Annotated in this window: 21 protein-coding genes; 18 read left to right on the top strand and 3 right to left on the bottom strand. The window is 72.1% G+C overall.

Annotated features, from left to right (window positions below; translation table 11 throughout):
• Positions 1-19 precede the first annotated feature (19 nt).
• Positions 20-1,252 carry a radical SAM family heme chaperone HemW gene (gene hemW / locus ACIGXP_RS25965; protein ID WP_399772031.1) on the top strand — a complete coding sequence of 411 codons (1,233 nt, stop codon included), beginning with the start codon at positions 20-22 and terminating at the stop codon, positions 1,250-1,252.
• A 99-nt stretch (positions 1,253-1,351) separates the two neighbouring features.
• Positions 1,352-1,573: a hypothetical protein gene (locus ACIGXP_RS25960; protein ID WP_399772029.1), complete on the top strand. Its 222-nt coding sequence runs from the start codon at positions 1,352-1,354 to the stop codon at positions 1,571-1,573.
• Here the strand turns inward: ACIGXP_RS25960 and ACIGXP_RS25955 are convergent.
• Complete coding sequence (locus ACIGXP_RS25955; protein ID WP_399772027.1) at positions 1,551-2,363, bottom strand: DUF3097 domain-containing protein; 813 nt, start codon at positions 2,361-2,363, stop codon at positions 1,551-1,553. The two genes, ACIGXP_RS25960 and ACIGXP_RS25955, sit on opposite strands and share 23 nt — an antisense overlap.
• A 34-nt stretch (positions 2,364-2,397) precedes the next feature.
• A complete protein-coding gene (locus ACIGXP_RS25950; RefSeq protein WP_399772025.1) occupies positions 2,398-3,120 on the bottom strand; it encodes an MBL fold metallo-hydrolase in 723 nt (240 codons plus the stop codon).
• A gap of 162 nt (positions 3,121-3,282) precedes the next feature.
• On the opposite strand from ACIGXP_RS25950, the gene hrcA reads away from it, so the two are divergent.
• The 10 genes from hrcA (at position 3,283) to ACIGXP_RS25900 (ending at position 14,193) form a co-directional block, all read left to right on the top strand.
• Entirely contained in the window at positions 3,283-4,299 is a 1,017-nt protein-coding gene (hrcA, locus tag ACIGXP_RS25945; RefSeq protein ID WP_363217912.1) for a heat-inducible transcriptional repressor HrcA, read from the top strand.
• Positions 4,300-5,436, top strand: a complete 1,137-nt coding sequence (gene dnaJ, locus ACIGXP_RS25940) for a molecular chaperone DnaJ (RefSeq protein ID WP_363217911.1) — start codon at positions 4,300-4,302, stop codon at positions 5,434-5,436. It begins immediately after the preceding gene.
• 212 nt (positions 5,437-5,648) lie between these two features.
• Positions 5,649-6,725: a nitronate monooxygenase gene (locus ACIGXP_RS25935; protein ID WP_399772021.1), complete on the top strand. Its 1,077-nt coding sequence runs from the start codon at positions 5,649-5,651 to the stop codon at positions 6,723-6,725.
• The gene (locus ACIGXP_RS25930; RefSeq protein WP_399772019.1) at positions 6,722-7,474 is read left to right on the top strand and encodes a 16S rRNA (uracil(1498)-N(3))-methyltransferase; all 753 of its coding nucleotides are present in this window, start codon (positions 6,722-6,724) and stop codon (positions 7,472-7,474) included. Before ACIGXP_RS25935 ends, ACIGXP_RS25930 begins: the two co-directional genes overlap by 4 nt.
• Before the next feature lie 17 nt (positions 7,475-7,491).
• Positions 7,492-7,893, top strand: coding sequence for a VOC family protein (locus ACIGXP_RS25925; RefSeq protein WP_399772017.1), 402 nt, complete (start codon positions 7,492-7,494; stop codon positions 7,891-7,893).
• A gap of 109 nt (positions 7,894-8,002) precedes the next feature.
• Positions 8,003-8,542: a hypothetical protein gene (locus ACIGXP_RS25920; protein WP_399772014.1), complete on the top strand. Its 540-nt coding sequence runs from the start codon at positions 8,003-8,005 to the stop codon at positions 8,540-8,542.
• Between the two features lie 97 nt (positions 8,543-8,639).
• Positions 8,640-11,783: a S41 family peptidase gene (locus ACIGXP_RS25915; RefSeq protein WP_399772011.1), complete on the top strand. Its 3,144-nt coding sequence runs from the start codon at positions 8,640-8,642 to the stop codon at positions 11,781-11,783.
• Positions 11,784-11,902: 119 nt separating this feature from the next.
• Complete coding sequence (locus tag ACIGXP_RS25910; RefSeq protein WP_399772008.1) at positions 11,903-12,256, top strand: histidine triad nucleotide-binding protein; 354 nt, start codon at positions 11,903-11,905, stop codon at positions 12,254-12,256.
• A gap of 6 nt (positions 12,257-12,262) precedes the next feature.
• Complete coding sequence (locus ACIGXP_RS25905; protein WP_399772005.1) at positions 12,263-13,168, top strand: ribonuclease Z; 906 nt, start codon at positions 12,263-12,265, stop codon at positions 13,166-13,168.
• Positions 13,169-13,188: 20 nt separating this feature from the next.
• Positions 13,189-14,193 (top strand): adenosine deaminase, encoded by a 1,005-nt coding sequence (locus ACIGXP_RS25900; RefSeq protein ID WP_363217903.1) that lies wholly within the window; start codon positions 13,189-13,191, stop codon positions 14,191-14,193.
• Here the strand turns inward: ACIGXP_RS25900 and ACIGXP_RS25895 are convergent.
• The gene (locus ACIGXP_RS25895) at positions 14,166-15,386 is read right to left on the bottom strand and encodes an MFS transporter (protein WP_399772001.1); all 1,221 of its coding nucleotides are present in this window, start codon (positions 15,384-15,386) and stop codon (positions 14,166-14,168) included. The two genes, ACIGXP_RS25900 and ACIGXP_RS25895, sit on opposite strands and share 28 nt — an antisense overlap.
• Before the next feature lie 242 nt (positions 15,387-15,628).
• On the opposite strand from ACIGXP_RS25895, the gene ACIGXP_RS25890 reads away from it, so the two are divergent.
• The 6 genes from ACIGXP_RS25890 (at position 15,629) to ACIGXP_RS25865 (ending at position 21,517) form a co-directional block, all read left to right on the top strand.
• Positions 15,629-16,918: a glucarate dehydratase family protein gene (locus ACIGXP_RS25890; RefSeq protein WP_399771999.1), complete on the top strand. Its 1,290-nt coding sequence runs from the start codon at positions 15,629-15,631 to the stop codon at positions 16,916-16,918.
• 64 nt (positions 16,919-16,982) lie between these two features.
• Positions 16,983-18,140, top strand: coding sequence for a PfkB family carbohydrate kinase (locus ACIGXP_RS25885; protein WP_363217899.1), 1,158 nt, complete (start codon positions 16,983-16,985; stop codon positions 18,138-18,140).
• Between the two features lie 132 nt (positions 18,141-18,272).
• Complete coding sequence (locus ACIGXP_RS25880) at positions 18,273-19,349, top strand: PhoH family protein (RefSeq protein ID WP_363217898.1); 1,077 nt, start codon at positions 18,273-18,275, stop codon at positions 19,347-19,349.
• A 12-nt stretch (positions 19,350-19,361) separates the two neighbouring features.
• Positions 19,362-19,859: an rRNA maturation RNase YbeY gene (gene ybeY, locus ACIGXP_RS25875; protein ID WP_363217897.1), complete on the top strand. Its 498-nt coding sequence runs from the start codon at positions 19,362-19,364 to the stop codon at positions 19,857-19,859.
• Between the two features lie 9 nt (positions 19,860-19,868).
• Positions 19,869-21,161 (top strand): hemolysin family protein, encoded by a 1,293-nt coding sequence (locus tag ACIGXP_RS25870; protein WP_399771995.1) that lies wholly within the window; start codon positions 19,869-19,871, stop codon positions 21,159-21,161.
• The gene (locus tag ACIGXP_RS25865; protein WP_363217895.1) at positions 21,158-21,517 is read left to right on the top strand and encodes an MmcQ/YjbR family DNA-binding protein; all 360 of its coding nucleotides are present in this window, start codon (positions 21,158-21,160) and stop codon (positions 21,515-21,517) included. The genes ACIGXP_RS25870 and ACIGXP_RS25865 overlap by 4 nt, the downstream gene beginning before the upstream one ends.
• Positions 21,518-21,642: the final 125 nt, after the last annotated feature.

Here is a 21,642-nt window from a genome sequence, read left to right as displayed (position 1 = left end):
GTGCTGGACAATGGAAGGCATGCCTTCCGCTCTCCCCGACGGCGAGCCCGTCCCCGCCGACGGCGCGCTGCCCGCGCACGCGCTCGCCGGGGCCGCCGCCCGCCCGCTCGGCTTCTACCTGCACGTCCCGTACTGCGCGACCCGCTGCGGCTACTGCGACTTCAACACCTACACCGCGACCGAGCTGCGCGGCACGGGCGGCGTGCTGGCGTTCCGCGACAACTACGCGGACACGCTGACGGACGAGATCCGGCTCGCCCGGAAGGTGCTCGGCGACGACCCGCGCGAGGTCCGTACGGTGTTCGTCGGGGGCGGTACGCCCACACTGCTGGCCGCCGACGATCTCGTACGGATGCTGGGGGCGATCCGCGACGAGTTCGGGCTGGCGCCGGACGCGGAGATCACGACGGAGGCGAACCCCGAGTCGGTGGACCCGGCGTACCTCGCCACGCTCCGGGAGGGCGGCTTCAACCGGATCTCCTTCGGCATGCAGAGCGCGCGGCAGCATGTGCTGCGCGTGCTCGACCGCACGCACACTCCCGGGCGTCCCGAGGCGTGTGTGGCCGAGGCGCGCGCGGCGGGCTTCGAGCACGTCAACCTCGACCTGATCTACGGCACCCCCGGCGAGAGCGACGACGACTGGCGGGCCTCGCTGGACGCGGCGATCGGCGCCGGTCCGGACCACGTCAGTGCGTACGCGCTCATCGTCGAGGAGGGCACGCAGCTCGCCCGCCGGATCCGCCGGGGCGAGGTCCCGATGACCGACGACGACGTGCACGCCGACCGCTATCTGATCGCCGAGGAGACCCTGTCCGCGGCGGGCTTCGACTGGTACGAGGTCTCCAACTGGGCCACCTCCGAGGCGGGCCGCTGCCTGCACAACGAGCTGTACTGGCGCGGCGCCGACTGGTGGGGGGCCGGTCCCGGGGCGCACTCGCACGTGGGCGGGGTGCGCTGGTGGAACGTGAAGCATCCGGGGGCGTACGCGGCGGCACTCGCCTCCGGCCGGTCACCGGGGGCGGGTCGTGAGCTGCTGTCGGAGGAGGACCGCCGGGTCGAGCGGATCCTGCTGGAGCTGAGGCTGTGGGAGGGGGTGCCGCTGTCCCTGCTGAAGGAGGAGGGGTTGGCGGCGTCCCGGCGGGCGCTGGGGGAGGGGCTGCTCCAGGAAGGTCCGTACGAGCAGGGGCGGGCCGTGCTGACGTTGCGGGGGCGGTTGCTGGCGGATGCGGTGGTCAGGGACCTGGTGGATTGATCACTCGGGCGGGTGAATCACAGCCGGACGCCGGTTCGGCCCCCAACCTGGTTCGTAGGCTGCCGCTGACAGTATGCGGCGAATGTAGAGGCCACGGAGATGACCGCTGTGGACGAACGTGGAGTCGCAGAGTTCTTCGAGGGTTTTGAGCCGCCTGACGGGCTCAAAGCGGAGCTTCTGCGGGGGGAAGGACGTGCCAACTACCGGGCGCAGTACATCGAGAAGTTCGGCCGGCCGCTGATGCTGGATGTCCTGGGTGTCGAGCTGAAAACCAGCGAGTTCGGAACCTTCCCCGACGTCAGGCCCCACCGCTACCCGTGACGAAGTCGATCAGCTCCTCCACCCTCCCCAGCAACTCCGGCTCCAGGTCCTTGTAGGACCCCACCCGCTTCAGGATCGCCTGCCACACCGCCCCGGTGTTCTCCGACGGCCAGCCCAGCGCCCGGCACACCCCCGTCTTCCAGTCCTGCCCCCGCGGGACCATGGGCCACGCCTCGATCCCCAGCGCGGCCGGCTTCACCGCCTGCCAGATGTCGATGTACGGGTGACCGACCACCAGCGCGTGCTCGCTGGTCACCGACTCCGCGATCCGCCATTCCTTCGTGCCCGGCACCAAGTGGTCCACGAGGACACCCAGGCGGGCGTCCGGACCCGGGGCGAAGGACGACACGATCGACGGCAGGTCGTCCACGCCCTCCAGGTACTCCACCACCACGCCCTCGATGCGCAGGTCGTCGCCCCACACCTTCTCGACCAGCTCGGCGTCGTGCCGGCCCTCGACGTAGATGCGGCCGGCGCGGGCCACGCGGGCGCGGGCGCCGGGGACGGCGACCGAACCGGAGGCCGTACGGGTGGGCCGTACCGGACCGCCGGAAGGCCTCACCAGCGTCACCACGCGCCCCTCCAGCAGGAAGCCCCGCGGCTCCAGCGGGAACACCCGGTGCTTGCCGAAGCGGTCCTCCAGCGTCACCGTGCCCGCCTCGCAGCGGATCACCGCCCCGCAGAACCCGGTACCGGGCTCCTCCACCACCAGGCCGGGCTCCGCCGGTACCTCCGGCACCGGCTTCTGCTTCTTCCAGGGCGGGGTCAGGTCGGCGGAGTACTGGCGCATTCGAGTGACGATAGGAGAAGCCGTACGGCCGCGCTCACGACACGCCGAAACGCGTGGCCAGCTCGTCGCGTTGCCGTCGCACGAACCCCGCGTCCACCACCGCTCCGTGACCGGGCACGTACAGCGCGTCCTCGCCGCCCAGGGACAGCAGGCGGTCCAGGGCGTCCGGCCAGCGGGACGGGACCGCGTCCGGGCCGGCCTGGGGTTCGCCGGACTCCTCGACGAGGTCGCCGCAGAAGACCACCTCCGGGTCCCCCGGCACCAGCACCACCAGATCGTGGGCCGTGTGCCCCGGGCCCACGTTGGCCAGCAGCGCCTGGCGGCCGTCGCCGAGGTCCAGCGTCCACTCGCCGGAGACCGGATGCCGGGGCGGGGCCAGCGCGTCCACCGCCTCGTCGGCGTCCGTGACCGGGAGGCCGTTCCTGATCGCGTCCAGGCGCAGTTCCTCCCGCTCGTACGCGAAGACCGCGTCCAGGCCCACCGCGCCGTACACCTCCGCCCCGGCGAACGCCGCCGCCCCGAAGACATGATCGAAGTGGGGGTGGGTCAGCGCGAGATGGGTCACACGGCCGCCGGTCAGTTCCTCGGCCTGTGCCCGCAGCCGCGCGCCCTCGGCCAGACTGGAACCGGCGTCCACCATCAGGGCCGTACCGGCCCCGAGGACCAGCCCGGCCGTGCAGTCCCAGCCCGCGAGGCGGCAGCGCCCGACCCCGGCGGCAAGCCGCTCCCACCCCAGCTCTTCCCAAGTCACCGTCATACCGCGACGCTAGCTGCACGGGCCGCCGCGACCGCACCGACCTTGCCCCGGGTGTACCCGACAGCCGTACACTGGGCCCGGGAACGCTGGCACTCGCGTGCGAAGAGTGCCAGGCGGACGAACCGCGGAACAGAGGGGACGACGTGCTGGAGGTGCGCGCGAATGCTGAGTGAACGCAGGCTTCAGGTACTGCGCGCCATCGTCCAGGACTACGTCGGCACCGAGGAGCCGGTCGGGTCGAAGGCCCTGACCGAGCGGCACAACCTCGGGGTCTCCCCGGCCACCGTCCGCAACGACATGGCGGCCCTGGAGGACGAGGGGTTCATCGCGCAGCCGCACACCAGCGCGGGGCGCATCCCCACCGACAAGGGCTACCGGCTGTTCGTGGACAAGCTCGCGGGCGTGAAGCCGATGACCGCGCCCGAGCGGCGGGCCATCCAGAACTTCCTGGAGGGCGCCGTCGACCTCGACGACGTCGTGGCGCGCACGGTACGGCTGCTCGCGCAGCTGACCCGGCAGGTCGCCGTCGTGCAGTACCCGTCCCTGACCCGGTCCACCGTCCGGCACGTGGAGCTGCTCTCGCTCGCTCCCGCGCGCGTGATGCTCGTGCTGATCACGGACACCGGACGGGTCGAGCAGCGGATGGTCGACTGCCCGGCGCCCTTCGGCGAGGCCTCGCTCGCCGATCTGCGCGCCCGGCTGAACAGCCGGGTCGCGGGCCGCCGGTTCACGGACGTGCCGAGGCTGGTCGAGGACCTTCCGGAGGCCTTCGAGGCCGAGGACCGCGGTACGGTCTCGACAGTGCTCTCCACTCTCCTGGAGACGCTCGTCGAGGAGAACGAGGAGCGGCTGATGATCGGCGGCACCGCCAATCTCACCCGCTTCGGGCATGACTTTCCCCTCACGATCCGACCCGTGCTGGAGGCCCTGGAGGAGCAGGTCGTGCTCCTCAAGCTCCTCGGCGAGGCGAAGGATCCGGGCGTGACCGTGCGCATCGGGCACGAGAACGCGCACGAGGGGCTCAACTCCACCTCGGTGGTGTCGGTGGGCTACGGTTCGGGCGGCGAGGCGGTTGCCAAGCTCGGCGTGGTCGGACCGACCCGCATGGACTACCCGGGAACGATGGGAGCGGTACGCGCAGTGGCACGGTACGTCGGACAGATCCTGGCGGAGTCGTAAGTGGCCACGGACTACTACGCCGTTCTCGGCGTGCGCCGCGACGCGTCGCAGGATGAGATCAAGAAGGCGTTCCGTCGGCTCGCGCGCGAGCTGCACCCGGACGTCAACCCGGATCCGAAGACCCAGGAGCGGTTCAAGGAGATCAACGCCGCTTACGAGGTGCTGTCGGACCCGCAGAAGAAGCAGGTCTACGACCTCGGCGGCGACCCGCTCTCGCAGTCCGGCGGTGCCGGTGCGGGCGGCTTCGGGGCCGGCGGCTTCGGCAACTTCTCCGACATCATGGACGCGTTCTTCGGTACGGCGTCGCAGCGCGGGCCGCGCTCGCGCACCCGGCGCGGCCAGGACGCGATGATCCGGATCGAGGTCGAGCTGGACGAGGCGGCCTTCGGGACCACCAAGGACATCCAGGTCGACACCGCGATCGTCTGCAACACCTGCAACGGCGAGGGCGCGGCACCCGGTACGACCGCCCAGACATGTGACATGTGCCGTGGCCGTGGCGAGGTCTCGCAGGTCACCCGGTCCTTCCTGGGCCAGGTCATGACGTCGCGTCCCTGCCCCCAGTGCCAGGGCTTCGGCACCGTGGTCCCGACCCCGTGCCCGGAGTGCGCCGGTGACGGCCGTGTCCGTTCCCGTCGCACGCTCACCGTCAAGATCCCGGCAGGTGTCGACAACGGCACACGGATCCAGCTCGCCGGTGAGGGCGAGGTCGGGCCCGGCGGCGGTCCGGCCGGTGATCTGTACGTCGAGATCCACGAGCTGCCGCACCCGACGTTCCAGCGGCGCGGTGACGACCTGCACTGCACGGTCACGATCCCGATGACGGCGGCGGCGCTCGGCACCAAGGTGCCGCTGGAGACCCTGGACGGCATGGAGGAGGTCGACATCCGGCCCGGCACCCAGTCCGGCCAGTCGATTCCGCTGCACAACCGGGGCGTCACGCATCTGCGCGGCGGCGGCCGGGGCGACCTGATCGTGCACGTCGAGGTGCAGACCCCGACCAAGCTGGACCCCGAGCAGGAGCGGCTGCTGCGCGAGCTGGCCAAGCTGCGCGGCGAGGAACGGCCGCAGGGCCAGTTCCAGCCGGGGCAGCAGGGGCTGTTCAGCCGGCTGAAGGACGCGTTCAACGGTCGCTGACGCGAGCTGCGGGGGTGGCCGGGGGTCCGGGGGTTGGCCCCCGGGCAAGCACAGTCAGCCGGGGCAGCAGGGGCTGTTCAGCCGGCTGAAGGACGCGTTCAACGGTCGCTGAGACAGGGCGTACGGGGTGCTTCGGCACCCCTTATGCCGCTGTCCTATGCCGGGGGACGCCCCGATTCGGACTTGTTCGAAGGACGTGACAACATGCGGTCATGTCCTCCGCGCTGACCGATCTCTTCCCCCACCCGATCGTGCAGGCCCCCATGGCGGGCGGAGTCTCCCTCCCGCAGCTCGTCGCCGCCGTCTCCGAGGCCGGAGGCCTCGGGTTCCTCGCCGCCGGATACAAGACCGCCGACGGCATGTACCAGGAGATCAAGCAGCTGCGGGGGCTCACGAGCCGCCCCTTCGGCGTGAATGTGTTCGTACCGCAGTCGGAGTACGCCGAGTCCGGCGCCGTCGAGGTCTACGCCCACCAGCTGGCCGGCGAGGCCGCCTGGTACGAGACCGAGCTGGGCGACCCGGACAGCGGCCGGGACGACGGCTACGACGCCAAGCTCGCCGTACTCCTCGACAACCCGGTGCCGGTCGTCTCCTTCCACTTCGGTGTGCCGAGCCGGGAAGTGCTCGACAGGCTGCGCCGGGCCGGCACTTACACCCTGGTCACCGCCACCACCGCCGAGGAGGCCCGCGCGGTCGAACAGGCCGGAGCGGACGCCGTGATCGCTCAGGGCGTGGAGGCCGGCGGTCACCAGGGCACCCACCGGGACCTCGCCGAGAACGACGGCTCCGGCATCGGGCTGCTCTCGCTGGTCGCGCAGATCCGGGAGGCCGTGCGCATCCCGATCGTCGCCGCCGGCGGCATCATGCGCGGCGGCCAGATCGCCGCCGTCCTCGCGGCCGGCGCGAGCGCGGCCCAGCTGGGCACCGCCTTTCTCGCCACGCCCGAGTCCGGCGCCCACGCCCTGCACAAGCAGGCGCTGACCAACCCCCTGTACGCGCGCACCGAGTTGACCCGCGCCTTCTCCGGCAGACCGGCCCGCGGACTGGTCAACCGGTTCCTGCGCGAGCACGGCCCGTACGCCCCCGCCGCCTACCCGGAGATCCACCACCTCACCTCGCCGCTGCGCAAGGCCGCCGCCAAGGCCGGGGACGCGCAGGGCATGGCGCTGTGGGCGGGCCAGGGCCACCGGATGGCCCGCGACCTGCCGGCCGGGCGGCTGGTGGAGGTGCTGGCCGAGGAACTCGACGCCGCCAGGACAGCGTTGTCGGCCAAGGGAGGCCTGCGATGACCGCGCCGGTGTTCGTCGTCGACTCGCTGGAAGGCGTGGGCCCCGGTTCGGTCGTCGACGTCACGGGTCCCGAGGGGCGGCACGCGGTCTCCGTACGGCGGCTGCAGCCCGGCGAGAACGTGGTGCTGACGGACGGCAAGGGCCGGGGCGCGGCCGGGGTCGTCGTCAGCGTGTCGGGCAAGGACCACCTGGTGGTCGAGCCGTTCGAGTTCCCGGTGGAGCCGGAGCCCAGCCCCCGGATCACCGTCGTCCAGGCGCTCCCGAAGGGTGACCGGGGCGAACTCGCCGTCGAGACCATGACGGAGACCGGCGTCGACGCGATCGTGCCCTGGCAGGCCGCCCGCTGCATCACCCAGTGGAAGGGCGACAGGGGTCAGAAGGCACTCGCCAAGTGGCGGGCCACCGCGCGCGAGGCCGGCAAGCAGTCCCGCCGGCTGCGTTTCCCCGAGGTCGCGGACGCGGCGAGCACCAAGCAGGTTGCCGCACTTCTCGCCGAGGCCGACTTCGCCGCCGTGCTGCACTCCGACTTCGAGCACGTCAGCGAGCCGCTGGCCACCGCCCAACTCCCCGCCGAAGGCCAGATCGTGCTGGTCGTCGGCCCCGAAGGGGGTGTCGCACGCGACGAGCTGGCGCTCTTCGAGGAGGCGGGTGCGAAGACATGCGTGCTCGGTCCTACCGTGTTGCGTACCTCCACCGCCGGCACCGCCGCCGTGGCCCTGCTCCTGGGCCGCACCGGCCGCTGGTCCTGACACCGTCTGGGGACACCGTGGAACTCGCTCAAGTCCGGCTTCTGGTCACCGACTTCGCCGCCTGCTACCGCTTCTACGCCGACGTCCTCGGCCTCAAGCCGCAGTCCGGGGCGGTCGAGGGGCCGTACGAGAAGTTCAGCCCGCACGCCGGCTCCGCGGGGATCGCGCTGCAGGACCGCTCGATGATGGCCGAGGTCCTTCGGGAGCTGGGCGAGACCGCCACCGGCCACCGCTCCCTGGTTGTCCTGCGCGTCGACGACCTGGACGCCTACTGCGCGGAGATCACCTCCCGCGGCGCCACGCTCGTGCACGGCCCGGCCCCCATGACCGACCGCATGCGCGTGGCCCACCTCAAGGACCCGGAGGGCAACCTGGTCGAGCTCCAGGAGTGGCTGCTCCTGGGCGCTCCGCTGGAGTGAGTGCCCGCACAGCCCCGCGCCCCTTTCGGGGCGCTGCCCCGCGACCCGGACGGGTGAGTGGCCGTATGCGGCCTTCCGCCTCGCCCGCGCCGGTGGCACGCTGCCCTGCATGGGGGTTTTGAGAGGGAAACGACGCGGGGTGCGGGTGGTGGCTGTCGCCGGGCTGGCTGTCGGGGCCGGAGCGGCCGTCGTGGCGTGTCAGCCCACCGATCTCGGTTCCGCCTCCGCCGCCTACACCACCGACACCACCGCCACCGCCAGGCTGGAGCAGCAGCACATCGACGTCCGTTGGCTCACCTGCACCGGGAACCACGGGGGCGGCTCGACGGGAAAGTCGCCCTCGCCGAGCGAGAGCACCGTCGTCTCCGTCGACTGCCGGGGCGAGACCAGGGACGGGCGGAAGATCAGCGTCACCGGGAAGGTGACCAAGGCTGTCGACGGGGCCTGTGTGCGCGGCGACCTGACCGCCGAGGTCGGTGGCAGACAGGTGTTCCACGTGAACGGGCTCGGCGACTGCAGCGCCAAGCCCGGACCGACGTACAAGCCGCCCACCTACCGTCCCGGCGGCCGTCCGACCGTGACCGTCACCGTCACCCGCACCCTCTGGTGCAAGGGCGACCCCACCTGCTGGCCCGTCGAGGGGAAGTGATCTGAACACCGGGCGAGGCGCACCCGTCACTGCGTACAGTGACGGAGTGACTCAGGGTGCCGCGTATCTCCGATTTCCACATGTACACGGCGACTTGGTGACCTTCGTCGCCGAGGACGACGTGTGGCTCGCGCCGCTCGACGGCGGCCGGGCCTGGCGCGTCAGCGCCGACAACAGGCCGGTGACCACGCCCCGGATATCCCCGGACGGCCGGTTCCTCGCCTGGACCTCCACCCGGGACGGCGCACCCGAGGTGCATGTCGCCCCCGTCGACGGCGGCCCCGCCGACCGTCTGACGTACTGGGGCAACCGCCGTACCGAGGTAAGGGGTTGGACCGCCGACGGACGGGTGCTCGCGCTCGGCGCGCACGGCCGCCACACCTTCCGGCACAGCTGGGCGCACGCCGTCCCGCTGGACGGCGGACCCGCCGAGACCCTGCCGTACGGCCCGGTCGGCGACGTGGCCTCCGGCCCGGCCACCGTGCTGCTGTCCGCGCCGATGGGCCGCGAGGCCGCCCACTGGAAGCGCTACCGGGGCGGCACCGCGGGCAAGTTGTGGATCGACCGGGAGGGCAGCGGGGAGTTCGTCCGGCTTCATGAGGACCTCGACGGGAACATCGAGTGCCCGGTGTGGGCGGGGGACCGGATCGCCTTCCTCTCCGACCACGAGGGCACCGGCGCCCTGTACTCCTCCCTCGCCGACGGCTCCGACCTGCGCCGCCACACCCCCCTCGACAGCTTCTACGCCCGGCACGCGTCCGGTGACGGCACCCGGATCGTCTACGCCTGCGCCGGTGAACTGTGGCTCCTCGACGACCTGGACGGCGCCGAGCCGCGCCGGCTGGACGTACGCCTCGGCGGGCCCCGGATCGATCTGCGCCCCCGCCCGGTGAACGCCTCCCGCTGGTTCGGCGAGGCGTCCCCCGACCACACCGCGCGCGGCAGCGCCGTCTGCGTGCGCGGCGGGATCCACTGGGTCACCCACCGCTCCGGACCCGCCCGTGCCCTCGCCGCCGCCCCCGGCGTCCGCGCCCGGATGCCGCGCGCCTTTCGCGCCGACGGCGAGGAGTGGGTGGTGTGGGTGACGGACGCGGAGGGCGACGACGCCCTGGAGTTCGCCCCGGCGACCGGCACCGTGCCCGGCGCGCCCCCGCGACGGCTCGCCGCCGGACAGCTCGGACGGGTCCTGGAGCTGGCCATGGCCCCGGACGGCAGCCGGGCCGCCGTGGCCGCGCACGACGGGCGGCTGCTGCTCGTCGAGCGCGAGACCGGCGAGGTCCGCGAGGTCGACCGCAGCGACGACGGCGAGGTCTCCGGCCTCGCCTTCTCACCCGACTCCGCCTGGCTGGCCTGGGCCCACCCCGGCCCGCGCCCGCTCTCCCAGCTGCGCATCGCCCACACCACCGACCTGTCGGTCACCGAGGCGACCCCGCTCCGTTTCCAGGACTACGCCCCCGCCTTCACCCTCGACGGCAAACACCTCGCCTTCCTCTCCAACCGCGCCTTCGACCCGGTCTACGACGAGCACGTCTTCGACCTCGCGTTCGTGGTCGGCGCCCGCCCGCACCTGATCACCCTGGCCGCCACCACCCCCTCGCCGTTCGGCCCGCAACGCCACGGCCGCCCCTTCGAGACCCCCGACAAGGACGAGACCCCCGACAGCGAGGGAACCCCGGCCACCCGCATCGACCCCGAGGGCCTCGCCGACCGCATCGTCCCCTTCCCGGTGGAGGCCGGCCGGTACTCCACGCTGCGCGCCGCCAAGGACGGCGTGCTCTGGCTGCGCCACCCCGTGCAGGGCGTCCTCGGCGCCGCCCGCGCCCACCCCGAGGACCCCGACCCGCACACCGAGCTGGAACGTTACGACCTCGGCCAGCGGCGCCTGGAGCACCTGGCCTCCGACGCCGACCACTTCGAGGTCAGCGGCGACGGCAAACGCGTGCTGCTGTGGACCGACGGCCGGCTCCGGGTCGTCCCCGGCGACCGCCGTACCGGCACCGACGACGACGGCGACACCAGCGTCTCCGTCGACCTCGCCCGGGTCCGGCAGACCCTCGACCCGGCCGCCGAGTGGCGGCAGATGTACGACGAGACCGGCCGCCTCATGCGCGACCACTTCTGGCGGCCCGACCTCGGCGGCGCCGACTGGACCGGCGTCCTCGCCCGCTACCGTCCCCTCCTGGCCCGCCTCGCCACCCACAGCGACCTGACCGACCTCCTGTGGGAGGTGCACGGCGAACTCGGCACCTCGCACGCCTACGTCATCCCCTCCGGCGGCTCCGGCGGCGGCCCCCGGCACGGTCTGCTCGGCGCCGACATCTCCCGCCACCCGGACGGAAGTTGGCGCATCGACCGCATCCTGCCCGCGGAGACCTCCGACCCGGACGCCCGCTCCCCGCTCGCCGCGCCGGGAGTCGCCGTCCGCCCCGGCGACGCGATCATCGCCGTCGCCGGCCACTCCGTCGACCCGGTGAGGGGGCCGGGTCCGCTGCTCGTCGGCACGGCGGGTCACCCGGTGGAACTGACCGTCTCCCCGGCGGGCGGCGGCGAACCCCGCCACACCGTCGTCATCCCGATCGCCGACGAGGAACCCCTGCGCTACCACGCCTGGGTGGCCGACCGCCGCGCCCACGTCCACGCGGCCTCCGACGGCCGCCTCGGCTACCTCCACGTCCCCGACATGCAGGCCCCCGGCTGGGCCCAGATCCATCGCGACCTGCGCGTGGAAGTCGCCCGGGACGGCCTGGTGGTCGACGTCCGTGAGAACCGCGGCGGCCACACCTCCCAGCTCGTCGTCGAGAAGCTGGCCCGCCGCATCATCGGCTGGGACCTCCCGCGCGGCATGCGCCCCACCAGCTACCCCCTCGACGCCCCGCGCGGCCCGGTCGTCGCCGTCGCCAACGAGTTCTCCGGCTCCGACGGCGACATCGTCAACGCGGCGATCAAGGCCCTCGGTATCGGCCCGGTCGTCGGCACCCGCACCTGGGGCGGCGTGATCGGCATCGACAGCCGCTACCGCCTGATCGACGGCACCCTGGTCACCCAGCCGAAGTACGCGATGTGGGTGGAGGGCGTGGGCTGGGACGTCGAGAACCACGGCGTGGACCCGGACGTGGAGGTCGTACAGCGGCCCCAGGACTGGGCGGAGGGCAGGGACACCCAGCTGGACACGGCGATCCGGCTCGCGTTGGAGGCACTGGAGGAACGGCCGGCCAAGACTCCGCCGGGAATGCCGACGTAAGGGGCGCGGGGCTGCGTCGACATGCGGCCGCCCCGCGTGGGCGCGCCCAGCCACATACGGCCCGCACCCGAACGACTACGATGCCCCCCGTATTGATCACCAGCGCGAGGAGGCACCGCATGGCAGGCGAACCCCAGGACGACTGCCTGTTCTGCAAGATCGTCGCGGGCCGGATCCCGGCGACGATCGTCCGCGAGACAGACACCACCGTGGCCTTCCGGGACATAAACCCCCAGGCCCCCACCCACATCCTGGTGATCCCCAAGGCCCACTACGAGAACGCCGCCACCCTCGGCGCCGAAGCACCGCAACTCGCCGCCGACGTGCTCGCCGAGACCCGGGCCGTGGCCGACGAGGAAAAGCTCGACAGCTACCGCATCGTCTTCAACACCGGCAGCGGCGCAGGCCAGACCGTGTGGCACGCCCACGCGCACGTCCTCGGCGGCCGGGGCCTCGAGTGGCCCCCCGGATAAGCCACCGTGTCCGTACGTGAATTGGTGATCCTCGGCACCGCCAGCCAGGTCCCCACCCGGCACCGCAACCACAACGGCTACCTGCTGAGGTGGGACGGCCAGGGCATCCTGTTCGACCCCGGCGAGGGCACACAGCGGCAGATGCTGCGCGCCGGGGTCGCCGCCCACGACCTGAACCGGATCTGCGTCACCCACTTCCACGGCGACCACTCCCTCGGCCTCGCCGGTGTCATCCAGCGGATCAACCTCGACCAGGTGCCGCACGAGGTCACCGCGCACTACCCGCGCTCCGGCCAGCGTTTCTTCGACCGTCTGCGCTACGCGACGGCCTACCGGGAGACGGTCCGCCTCACCGAGGAACCGGTCGCCGCCGACGGCATCCTCGCGGTGACCTCGTCGTACACGCTGGAGGCCCGCAGGCTCTCGCATCCGGTGGAGTCCTACGGCTACCGCCTGATCGAACCCGACGGCCACCGCATGCTGCCCGACCGGCTCGCCGCGCACGGGATCAAGGGCCCGGACGTCGGGCGGCTGCAGCGTGAGGGCCGGCTCGGGGACGTGACGCTGGAGGACGTCAGCGAGGTACGGCGCGGGCAGCGGTTCGCGTTCGTCATGGACACCCGGCTCTGCGACGGCGTGCACGCGCTCGCGGAGGGCTGCGACCTGCTCGTCATCGAGTCGACCTTCCTCGACGAGGACACACCGCTCGCCGTCGAGCACGGTCATCTGACGGCGGGCCAGGCAGCGGCGGTCGCCCGGGACGCGGGCGTACGGCACCTCGTCCTCACCCACTTCAGCCAGCGCTACACCGAACCGGAGGAGTTCGAGCGGCAGGCGCGCGCGGCCGGCTTCGAGGGTGAGCTGACCGTGGCGCACGACCTGCAGCGGGTGCCGGTTCCGAAACGGCGATGACACGCCCGTACGATGCTTTGATGCCCCTCCCGAAAGCAGAACTGCACCTCCACATCGAAGGCACTCTGGAACCCGAGCTGGCATTCGAGCTGGCCGCCCGCAACGGCGTCGAGCTGCCGTACGCCGACACGGAGGCGCTCCGCACGGCCTACCGGTTCGAGGACCTCCAGTCCTTCCTGAACCTGTACTACGAACTGATGGCCGTCCTGCGGACCGAGCAGGACTTCGCCGACCTGGCGAACGCCTACCTGGCTCGCGCCGCCGCGCAGGGCGTGCGGCACGCGGAGATCTTCTTCGACCCGCAGGCCCACCTCGCCCGGGGCGTGTCCATGGGGACGGTCGTGGAGGGGCTGTGGCGGGCGCTGGGCAGCAGCGAGCAGAACCACGGCATCTCCACCCGGCTCATCCTCTGCTTCCTGCGGGACGAGTCCGCCGAGTCGGCGCTGGAGACCCTGCGGGCCGCCGGGCCGTACCTGGACCGGATCACCGGCGTCGGCCTGGACTCGGCCGAGGTCGGGCACCCGCCGGTGAAGTTCCGGGAGGTCTACGAGGCCGCGGCCGGGCTCGGGCTGCGCCGCGTCGCGCACGCCGGTGAGGAGGGGCCGCCGGAGTACATCCGCGAGGCCCTGGACGTGCTCGGCGTGGAGCGCGTCGACCACGGGCTGCGCTGCATGGAGGACCCGGCGCTGGTCGAGCGGCTGGTGCGGGAGCGGATCCCGCTGACGCTGTGCCCGCTGTCCAACGTCCGCCTGCGGACCGTCGACACCCTCGCCGACCACCCCCTGCCCGCCATGCTCGACGCCGGGCTGCTGTGCACGGTCAACTCCGACGACCCGGCGTACTTCGGCGGGTACGCCGACGACAACTTCGCGGCCGTGCACCGGATTCTGGGCCTGTCCGAGGACCGGCTGCGCGAGCTGGCCCGCAACTCCTTCCTCGCCTCCTTCCTGGAGGACGACGAGGAGCGGCGGGCCCGTTACCTGGCCGAGGTGGCGGCCTACGAGTTCGGGGACGCGGTGTCGTAGGCGTGCCGGGCGGGCACGGCCGGCGTCTCCACGGGGACTTCCACCACGGGGAGTTCCAGCACCGGCAGGGGGTGCTTGCCCGCCCGCAGTGCCACCGCCGTCATCGGGACGGCGACCAGCAGCAGCCCGGCGCCGAGCACCTTCCCCATCACGGGGAAGCCCGCCCCCGCCGCCAACATGCTCCCCGTCAGCGGTCCCGCCGCCGTCCCCAGTGAGGACGCCGAGCCGACCAGGACCGCCCAGCGGCCGCGCGGGTCGAGGGCGGCGGCGAGGCCGATGACGTACGACAGGACGACCGGGTAGATCAGGTTCCACAGGATCTCGCCCGCCGCGAAGGTCGGCAGACCGGTCGCGGATGCGCTGAGCGCGATGCAGCCCGCGATCAGTGCGGTACCGGCGCCGATGGGCAGGACCTGGCCCAGCCGCTGCCCGAGTGCCCCCGCGCCGACGACCCCGACGAGTCCGGCGCCGAGTGCGACCGCGAACACCGCGCCTACGGTGACTTCGGAGAGACCGGCCTGGTCGAGTCCGATCCGGCCGCTGACCCCCCACAGGGCGTTCTGGGCGAGGGACCAGCAGAGCATGGCGGCGGCCAGCAGCAGCCCGGCGCGCAGGTGGGGGAGGCGGCCGTGGGCGACGGTCGTGCGGGCCGGTGGCGTACGAGCGGGCAGCCGGCCGGTGAGCGGCCAGACGGCGAGCGCGGTGAGCGCGATGGCGGCGAGGGGCAGACCGTGGCCGGGGCCGAGGTGCGGGAAGGTCAGGTAAAGGGCGCCGGCGAGGGCGGAGACGCCGAGCAGGCCGAGCGTGCTGACCCGGTGCGGATCGCGGTGGGCCGCGATGCCGCTCGCGGCGACCGCTGTGATGGTGCCTGATCCGAATCCGCCGACGACCGCGCCGACGACGACGGCCGGGACGAGCGTGCTGAGGGCGGCACCGCCGTAGCCGAGGACCGCGAGTGCGAGCCCGAGGCGGGCGAGCGTACGGGGACCGATCCGGTCGACGCGCGCGGCCAGCAGGAAGCCCGCCGTCGCCGAAGCCAGCAGCAGCGCACTGCCGATGGCCCCGGCCTGCGTCGGGTCGAGCGGAAGCCCGGAATCGAGTCGGCCGACGGTGGTCGGCAGCAGATACGGCGCGAGGTACCCGGCGGTGAAAAGGGCGACGAGGGGCCAGGGCAGGGTGCGGGGGGCGGACACGGGCGTTCCCAGGGCAGGCGAAAGGAAGGGCTCGGAACGGGGGATGGGGCGACGACCGTCGACGGACAGGAACGCGCGAGCAAGTTGTATCAAGCACGCGGTTCCGGATGAAGAACAGGGGGTGCGATCTGGATCACTTTTCGGTTTGCGAGGTGGGGGCCCGGGTATAAATGACTACGCTCGTTCTCATATATGGACGGTATTCATAATGGGGGATGACTCGACCTCGTGGGAGCCTCTCTGTGACCCGTGACCTGACCATCGCCGAGGTACGGCTGACGCCGATCCTGGTCGCCGACCCGCCCCTGCTCAACACCCAGGGCGTGCACCAGCCGTACACCCCGCGGCTGATCGTGGAGATCGTCACCGCCGACGGGATCACCGGCCTCGGTGAGACGTACGGCGACACCAGGTACCTGGCGCTGGCCCGCCCGCTGGCCGAACGGCTCACCGGACGGTCGGTCATGGATGTGAACGGCCTGTTCGGGATCGACCTCGGGGTGGACGAGTCGCTGGTCGAGGGGCGGGTGGACGCCGGCGGGCTGCGCGGGGTGCAGAGCGCCGACAAGCTGCGGCTGTCGGTGCTGTCCGCCTTCGAGGTGGCCTGCCTGGACGCCCAGGGCAAGGCACTCGGGCTGCCCGTGCACGCGTTGCTCGGCGGCAAGCTGCGGGACGACGTGGAGTACAGCGCCTATCTGTTCTACAAGTGGGCCGGCCATCCGGCGGGCGTGGCCTGCGAGCAGGACGACTGGGGGGCCGCCCTCGACCCGGCCGGGGTGGTGGCGCAGGCGCGGCTGTTCAAGGAGCGGTACGGGTTCACGTCGTTCAAGCTCAAGGGCGGCGTCTTTGCGCCCGAGGAGGAGATCGCCGCCGTACGGGCCCTCGCCGAGGCCTTCCCCGGGCATCCGCTGCGCCTCGACCCCAACGGCGCCTGGTCGGTCGCGACCTCGCTGAAGGTGGCGGCCGAACTCGGGGACGTCCTGGAGTACCTGGAGGACCCGACGCTGGGTACGGCCGCGATGGCCGAGGTGTCGGCGGGTACGGAGGTCCCGCTCGCCACCAACATGTGCGTGACCACCTTCGGGGAGATCAAGGAGGCGTTCACGCGCGACGCCGTGCAGGTCGTGCTCTGCGACCACCACTACTGGGGCGGGCTGCGCAACACCCGGCAACTCGCCGCGATCTGCGCCGCTTTCGGAGTCGGGGTCTCCATGCACTCCAACACCCACCTCGGCATCAGCCTCGCCGCGATGACCCAGGTCGCGGCCACGGTCCCCGGTCTGCACCATGCGTGCGACTCCCACTACCCCTGGCAGTCCGAGGACGTCCTCACCGACCGGCCCCGGTTCCGGGGCGGGCGGGTCGAGGTCTCCGACGCACCCGGTCTCGGCGTCGCACTGGACCGGGACGAGCTGGCCCGGCTGCACCGGCGGTGGGCCGAGGACGACGGCTCGCTGCGGGACCGTGACGACGCGGCGGCGATGCGGACGGCCGAACCGGGCTGGCGGCAACCGGTGATGCCCCGCTGGTAACCCCCTGCGCGGTGCGGCATGTGGTGCACACTGGCCAGATCCGCACCACGTCAGGGAGCGCACCGTGACCCCGTCGCACACTCTCACCGGAGAGGAACCGGAACACCTCACCCAGGCCGCGCGCTGTCAGGCTCAGGTCGACCCGCTCGCGGCGCTGCGCGCGCCCGGTGACCCGCCCTGGGACGTGTACCTGACGGGGACGGTCTTCCTCGACATCATCTTCACCGGCCTGGACTCGGCGCCCGTGCGCGGCACCGAGTCCTGGGCCCGGGGCATGGGCTCCAGTCCCGGCGGGGTCGCCAACATGGCCACGGCCCTGGCCCGGCTCGGACTGCGCACCTCCCTCGCCGCGGCCTTCGGGGACGACCACTACGGCGAGTACTGCTGGGACGCGCTCGAACAGGGCGAGGGCATCGATCTGTCGGCGTCGCGGACCGTACCCGGCTGGCACTCGCCGGTGACGGTGTCCATGGCGTACGAGGGTGAGCGGACGATGGTGTCCCACGGGCACGAGCCGCCGCCGGAGGCCGTGTTCGGGGCGGAGGGTGCCCCGGCGCGCCCGCCCCGCGCGCGTGCCGCCGTCGCCTCGCTGACGCCCGGTACGCGGGCGCCGTGGATCGCGCAGGCCGCACGGGAGGGGACCCGGATCTTCGCCGACGTCGGCTGGGACGAGACGGGGGCGTGGGATCTGGCCGGGCTCTCCGATCTGGAGCACTGCGAGGCGTTTCTGCCGAACGCGGAGGAGGCGAAGCGGTACACGGGGGCCGACTGTCCGCGGCTCGCCGCGCATGCCCTGACCGAGCATGTGCCGGTGGCGGTCGTGACGCTGGGGTCGGAGGGGGCGTACGCGGTGGACCGGCGGACGGGGGAGGCCGCGGAGGTGCCGGCGATCGCGGTGGAGGCGCTGGATCCGACAGGGGCGGGGGACGTCTTCGTCGCCGGGTTCGTGACGGGGTCGCTGGCGGGGTGGCCGCTGGCCGACCGGCTGGCGTTCGCCGGGCTGACGGCGGCCTTGTCGGTGCAGGAGTTCGGGGGGTCCTTGTCCGCGCCGGGGTGGTCGGAGATCGGGGCGTGGTGGCGGCGGGTGCAGGCCCTTCCGGGGCAGGAACCGATGGCGTTGCGGAGGTATGAGTTCCTGGAGGGGCTGGTGCCGGAGGAGCTGGACCGGCCCTGGCCGTTGCGGCGCGCGGTACCGACCATCGGCTTCCGCCAGTCCGGCTGACCGCCGGCCGGGGAGTCACCCGCGGAAAAGTCCTACGGGCTTGTCAGTGCCCCGTCGTACTCTGGAAGCGCGAGGCCGCCCTCAGCTACGCGGCCGTGAGAAGGAGGAAGCGCAGGCCTTCAGCGCCGGCCCATGACACAGACACCCACAGCTCACACCACCTCCGCGCAGGAGCAGGCGAGAGCGCAGTTCACCGTCCCCGCCCAGCACCCCATGGTGACCGTGCTGGGTTCCGGCGACTCCCTCCTGCGCGTGATCGAGAGGGCCTTCCCGGCGGCCGACATACACGTCCGGGGCAATGAGATCAGCGCGGTCGGCGACCCCCTCGACGTCGCCCTCATTGCGCGCGTGTTCGACGAGATGATGCTGGTGCTCCGCACCGGGCAGCCGATGACGGAGGACGCAGTGGAACGCTCGATCGCCATGCTCAAGGCGAGCGAGAACGGGACGAGCGACGGGCCGGAGACCCCGGCGCAGGTACTGACGCAGAACATCCTGTCCTCGCGCGGGCGCACCATCCGCCCGAAGACCCTCAACCAGAAGCGGTACGTCGACGCGATCGACAAGCACACGATCGTCTTCGGCATCGGGCCCGCCGGTACCGGCAAGACCTACCTGGCCATGGCCAAGGCCGTGCAGGCCCTGCAGTCCAAGCAGGTCAACCGGATCATTCTCACCCGCCCCGCCGTGGAGGCCGGTGAGCGGCTCGGCTTCCTGCCCGGCACGCTGTACGAGAAGATCGACCCCTACCTGCGCCCGCTGTACGACGCGCTGCACGACATGCTCGACCCGGACTCCATCCCACGGCTCATGGCCGCCGGGACCATCGAGGTCGCGCCGCTCGCCTACATGCGTGGCCGCACCCTCAACGACGCCTTCATCATCCTGGACGAGGCCCAGAACACGAGCCCCGAACAGATGAAGATGTTCCTCACCCGCCTCGGCTTCGACTCGAAGATCGTGATCACGGGTGACGTGACCCAGGTGGACCTCCCGGACGGCACCAAGAGCGGTCTGCGGCAGGTGCAGGAGATCCTGGAGGGCGTCGAGGACGTCCACTTCTCCCGGCTGTCGTCCCACGATGTCGTACGGCACAAGCTGGTGGGCCGTATCGTCGACGCGTACGAGAAGTACGACGACAAGCACGGCACCCAGAACGGCGCGCACAAGGTGCAGGGCCGGGGCAAGGCCGGACACAAGGGGAAGTAGACCAGCACGACCATGTCGATCGACGTCAACAACGAGTCCGGCACCGAGGTCGACGAGCAGGCGATCCTCGACATCGCCCGCTACGCACTCGCACGGATGCGCATCCACCCGCTCTCCGAGCTCTCGGTGATCGTCGTGGACGCCGACGCCATGGAGCAGCTCCACATCCAGTGGATGGATCTGCCGGGTCCCACCGATGTCATGTCGTTCCCGATGGACGAGCTCCGGCCGCCGTCCAAGGACGACGACGAGCCGCCGCAGGGGCTGCTCGGTGACATCGTGCTCTGCCCCGAGGTCGCCAAGAAGCAGGGCGAGGAAGCGCCGACCCGGCACTCCATGGACGAGGAGCTGCAGCTGCTCACCGTCCATGGAGTGCTGCACCTGCTCGGGTACGACCACGAGGAGCCCGACGAGAAGGCCGAGATGTTCGGGCTCCAGGCGGCCATCGTGGACGGGTGGCGGGCCGAGCGCGGGCTGACCGGGCCGTCCCCGGCGCCGACCGTCTCGTAAGCGGGCCGTATGTCTCCGCAGATCGTGGTCGGCGCGATCGCGCTGGTCGTCGTGGCCTGGCTCGCCGCCTGCGCGGAGGCGGGCATCGCCCGTGTCTCCAGCTTCCGCGCCGAGGAGGCGGTCAAGTCGGGGCGGCGCGGCAGCGCCAGGCTCGCCCAGGTCGCCGCCGACCCCACCCGCTATCTCAATGTGGCCCTGCTGGTCCGCGTCGCCTGCGAGATGGCGGCCGCGGCGCTGGTGACGTACGCCTGTCTGCAGGAGTTCGCCGCCACCTGGCAGGCCCTGCTGGTCGCCATCGGGGTGATGGTGCTGGTGTCGTACGTCGCCGTGGGCGTGTCACCGCGCACCATCGGCCGCCAGCACCCGCTGAACACGGCGACCGTGTCCGCGTACGTGCTGCTGCCGCTCGCCAGGATCATGGGTCCGATCCCGTCCCTGCTGATCCTCATCGGTAACGCGCTCACGCCCGGCAAGGGCTTCCGGCGCGGCCCCTTCGCCTCCGAGGCGGAGCTGCGTGCGCTGGTCGACCTCGCCGAGCAGGAGTCTCTGATCGAGGACGAGGAGCGCCGCATGGTGCACTCGGTCTTCGAGCTGGGGGACACGCTGGTGCGCGAGGTCATGGTGCCGCGTACCGACCTGGTCACCATCGAGCGCTTCAAGACCATCCGGCAGGCCCTCACCCTCGCCCTGCGCTCCGGTTTCTCCCGGATCCCGGTCACCGGCGAGAGCGAGGACGACATCGTCGGGATCGTGTATCTGAAGGACCTGGTCCGCAAGACGCACATCAGCCGTGACGCGGAGAGCGACCTGGTCTCGACCGCCATGCGGCCGGCCGTCTTCGTGCCCGACACCAAGAACGCCGGTGACCTGCTGCGCGAGATGCAGAAGGAACGCAACCACGTCGCCGTCGTCATCGACGAATACGGCGGCACCGCCGGCATCGTCACCATCGAGGACATCCTGGAGGAGATCGTCGGCGAGATCACCGACGAGTACGACCGCGAACTCCCGCCGGTCGAGGACCTCGGCGACGACCGCTTCCGGGTCACCGCCCGCCTGGACATCACCGATCTCGGCGAGCTGTACGGCCTGGAGGAGTACGACGACGAGGACGTGGAGACCGTCGGCGGACTGCTCGCCAAGGCCCTCGGCCGTGTCCCCATCGCGGGTGCGTCCGCCGAGGTCGAGCTGCCCGACGAGCGCCGGCTGAAGCTGACCGCGGAGGCCGCGGCCGGCCGCCGGAACAAGATCGTGACGGTCCTGGTCGAGCCCGCCGGGAAGGCCCGGGAGAAGCCCGAGTGACGCCCGAGGAACTGCGCGCGTTCTGCCTGTCCTTCAACGCGGCCGTGGAGGACTTCCCGTTCAACCCGCAGACGTCGGTCTTCAAGGTGCTGGGCAGGATGTTCGCCCTGACGAACCTGGGCGCGCGGCCCCTGACGGTCAATCTCAAGTGCGACCCGGAGGACGCGGTGCGGCTGCGCGGGGAGCACGAGGGGCTGATCATTCCCGGGTACCACATGAACAAGCGGCACTGGAACACCGTGACGGTCGACGGCACACTCCCCGAACGGCTGGTCAAGGAGTTGATCGAGGACTCGTACGACCTCGTCGTCGCCGGCCTGCCGAGGGCGGAGCGGCTGCGGCTGGACCGGCCGTGAAACCGGCGCGGGGGGGGGGGGGGGGGGGGGCGCCCCCCGCGCCGGCCCCCCCCGCCCCCCCCCCCCCCCCCCCCCCCCCCCCCCCCCCCCCCCCCCCCCCCCCGGGCCCCCCCCCCCCCCCCGCA

The organism is Streptomyces sp. NPDC053069, assembly GCF_044546895.1.
Taxonomy (GTDB): Bacteria; Actinomycetota; Actinomycetes; order Streptomycetales; family Streptomycetaceae; genus Streptomyces.
The sequence above is the reverse complement of the archived record's forward strand: the minus strand, read 5'-3'. Positions and strand labels throughout refer to the sequence as shown.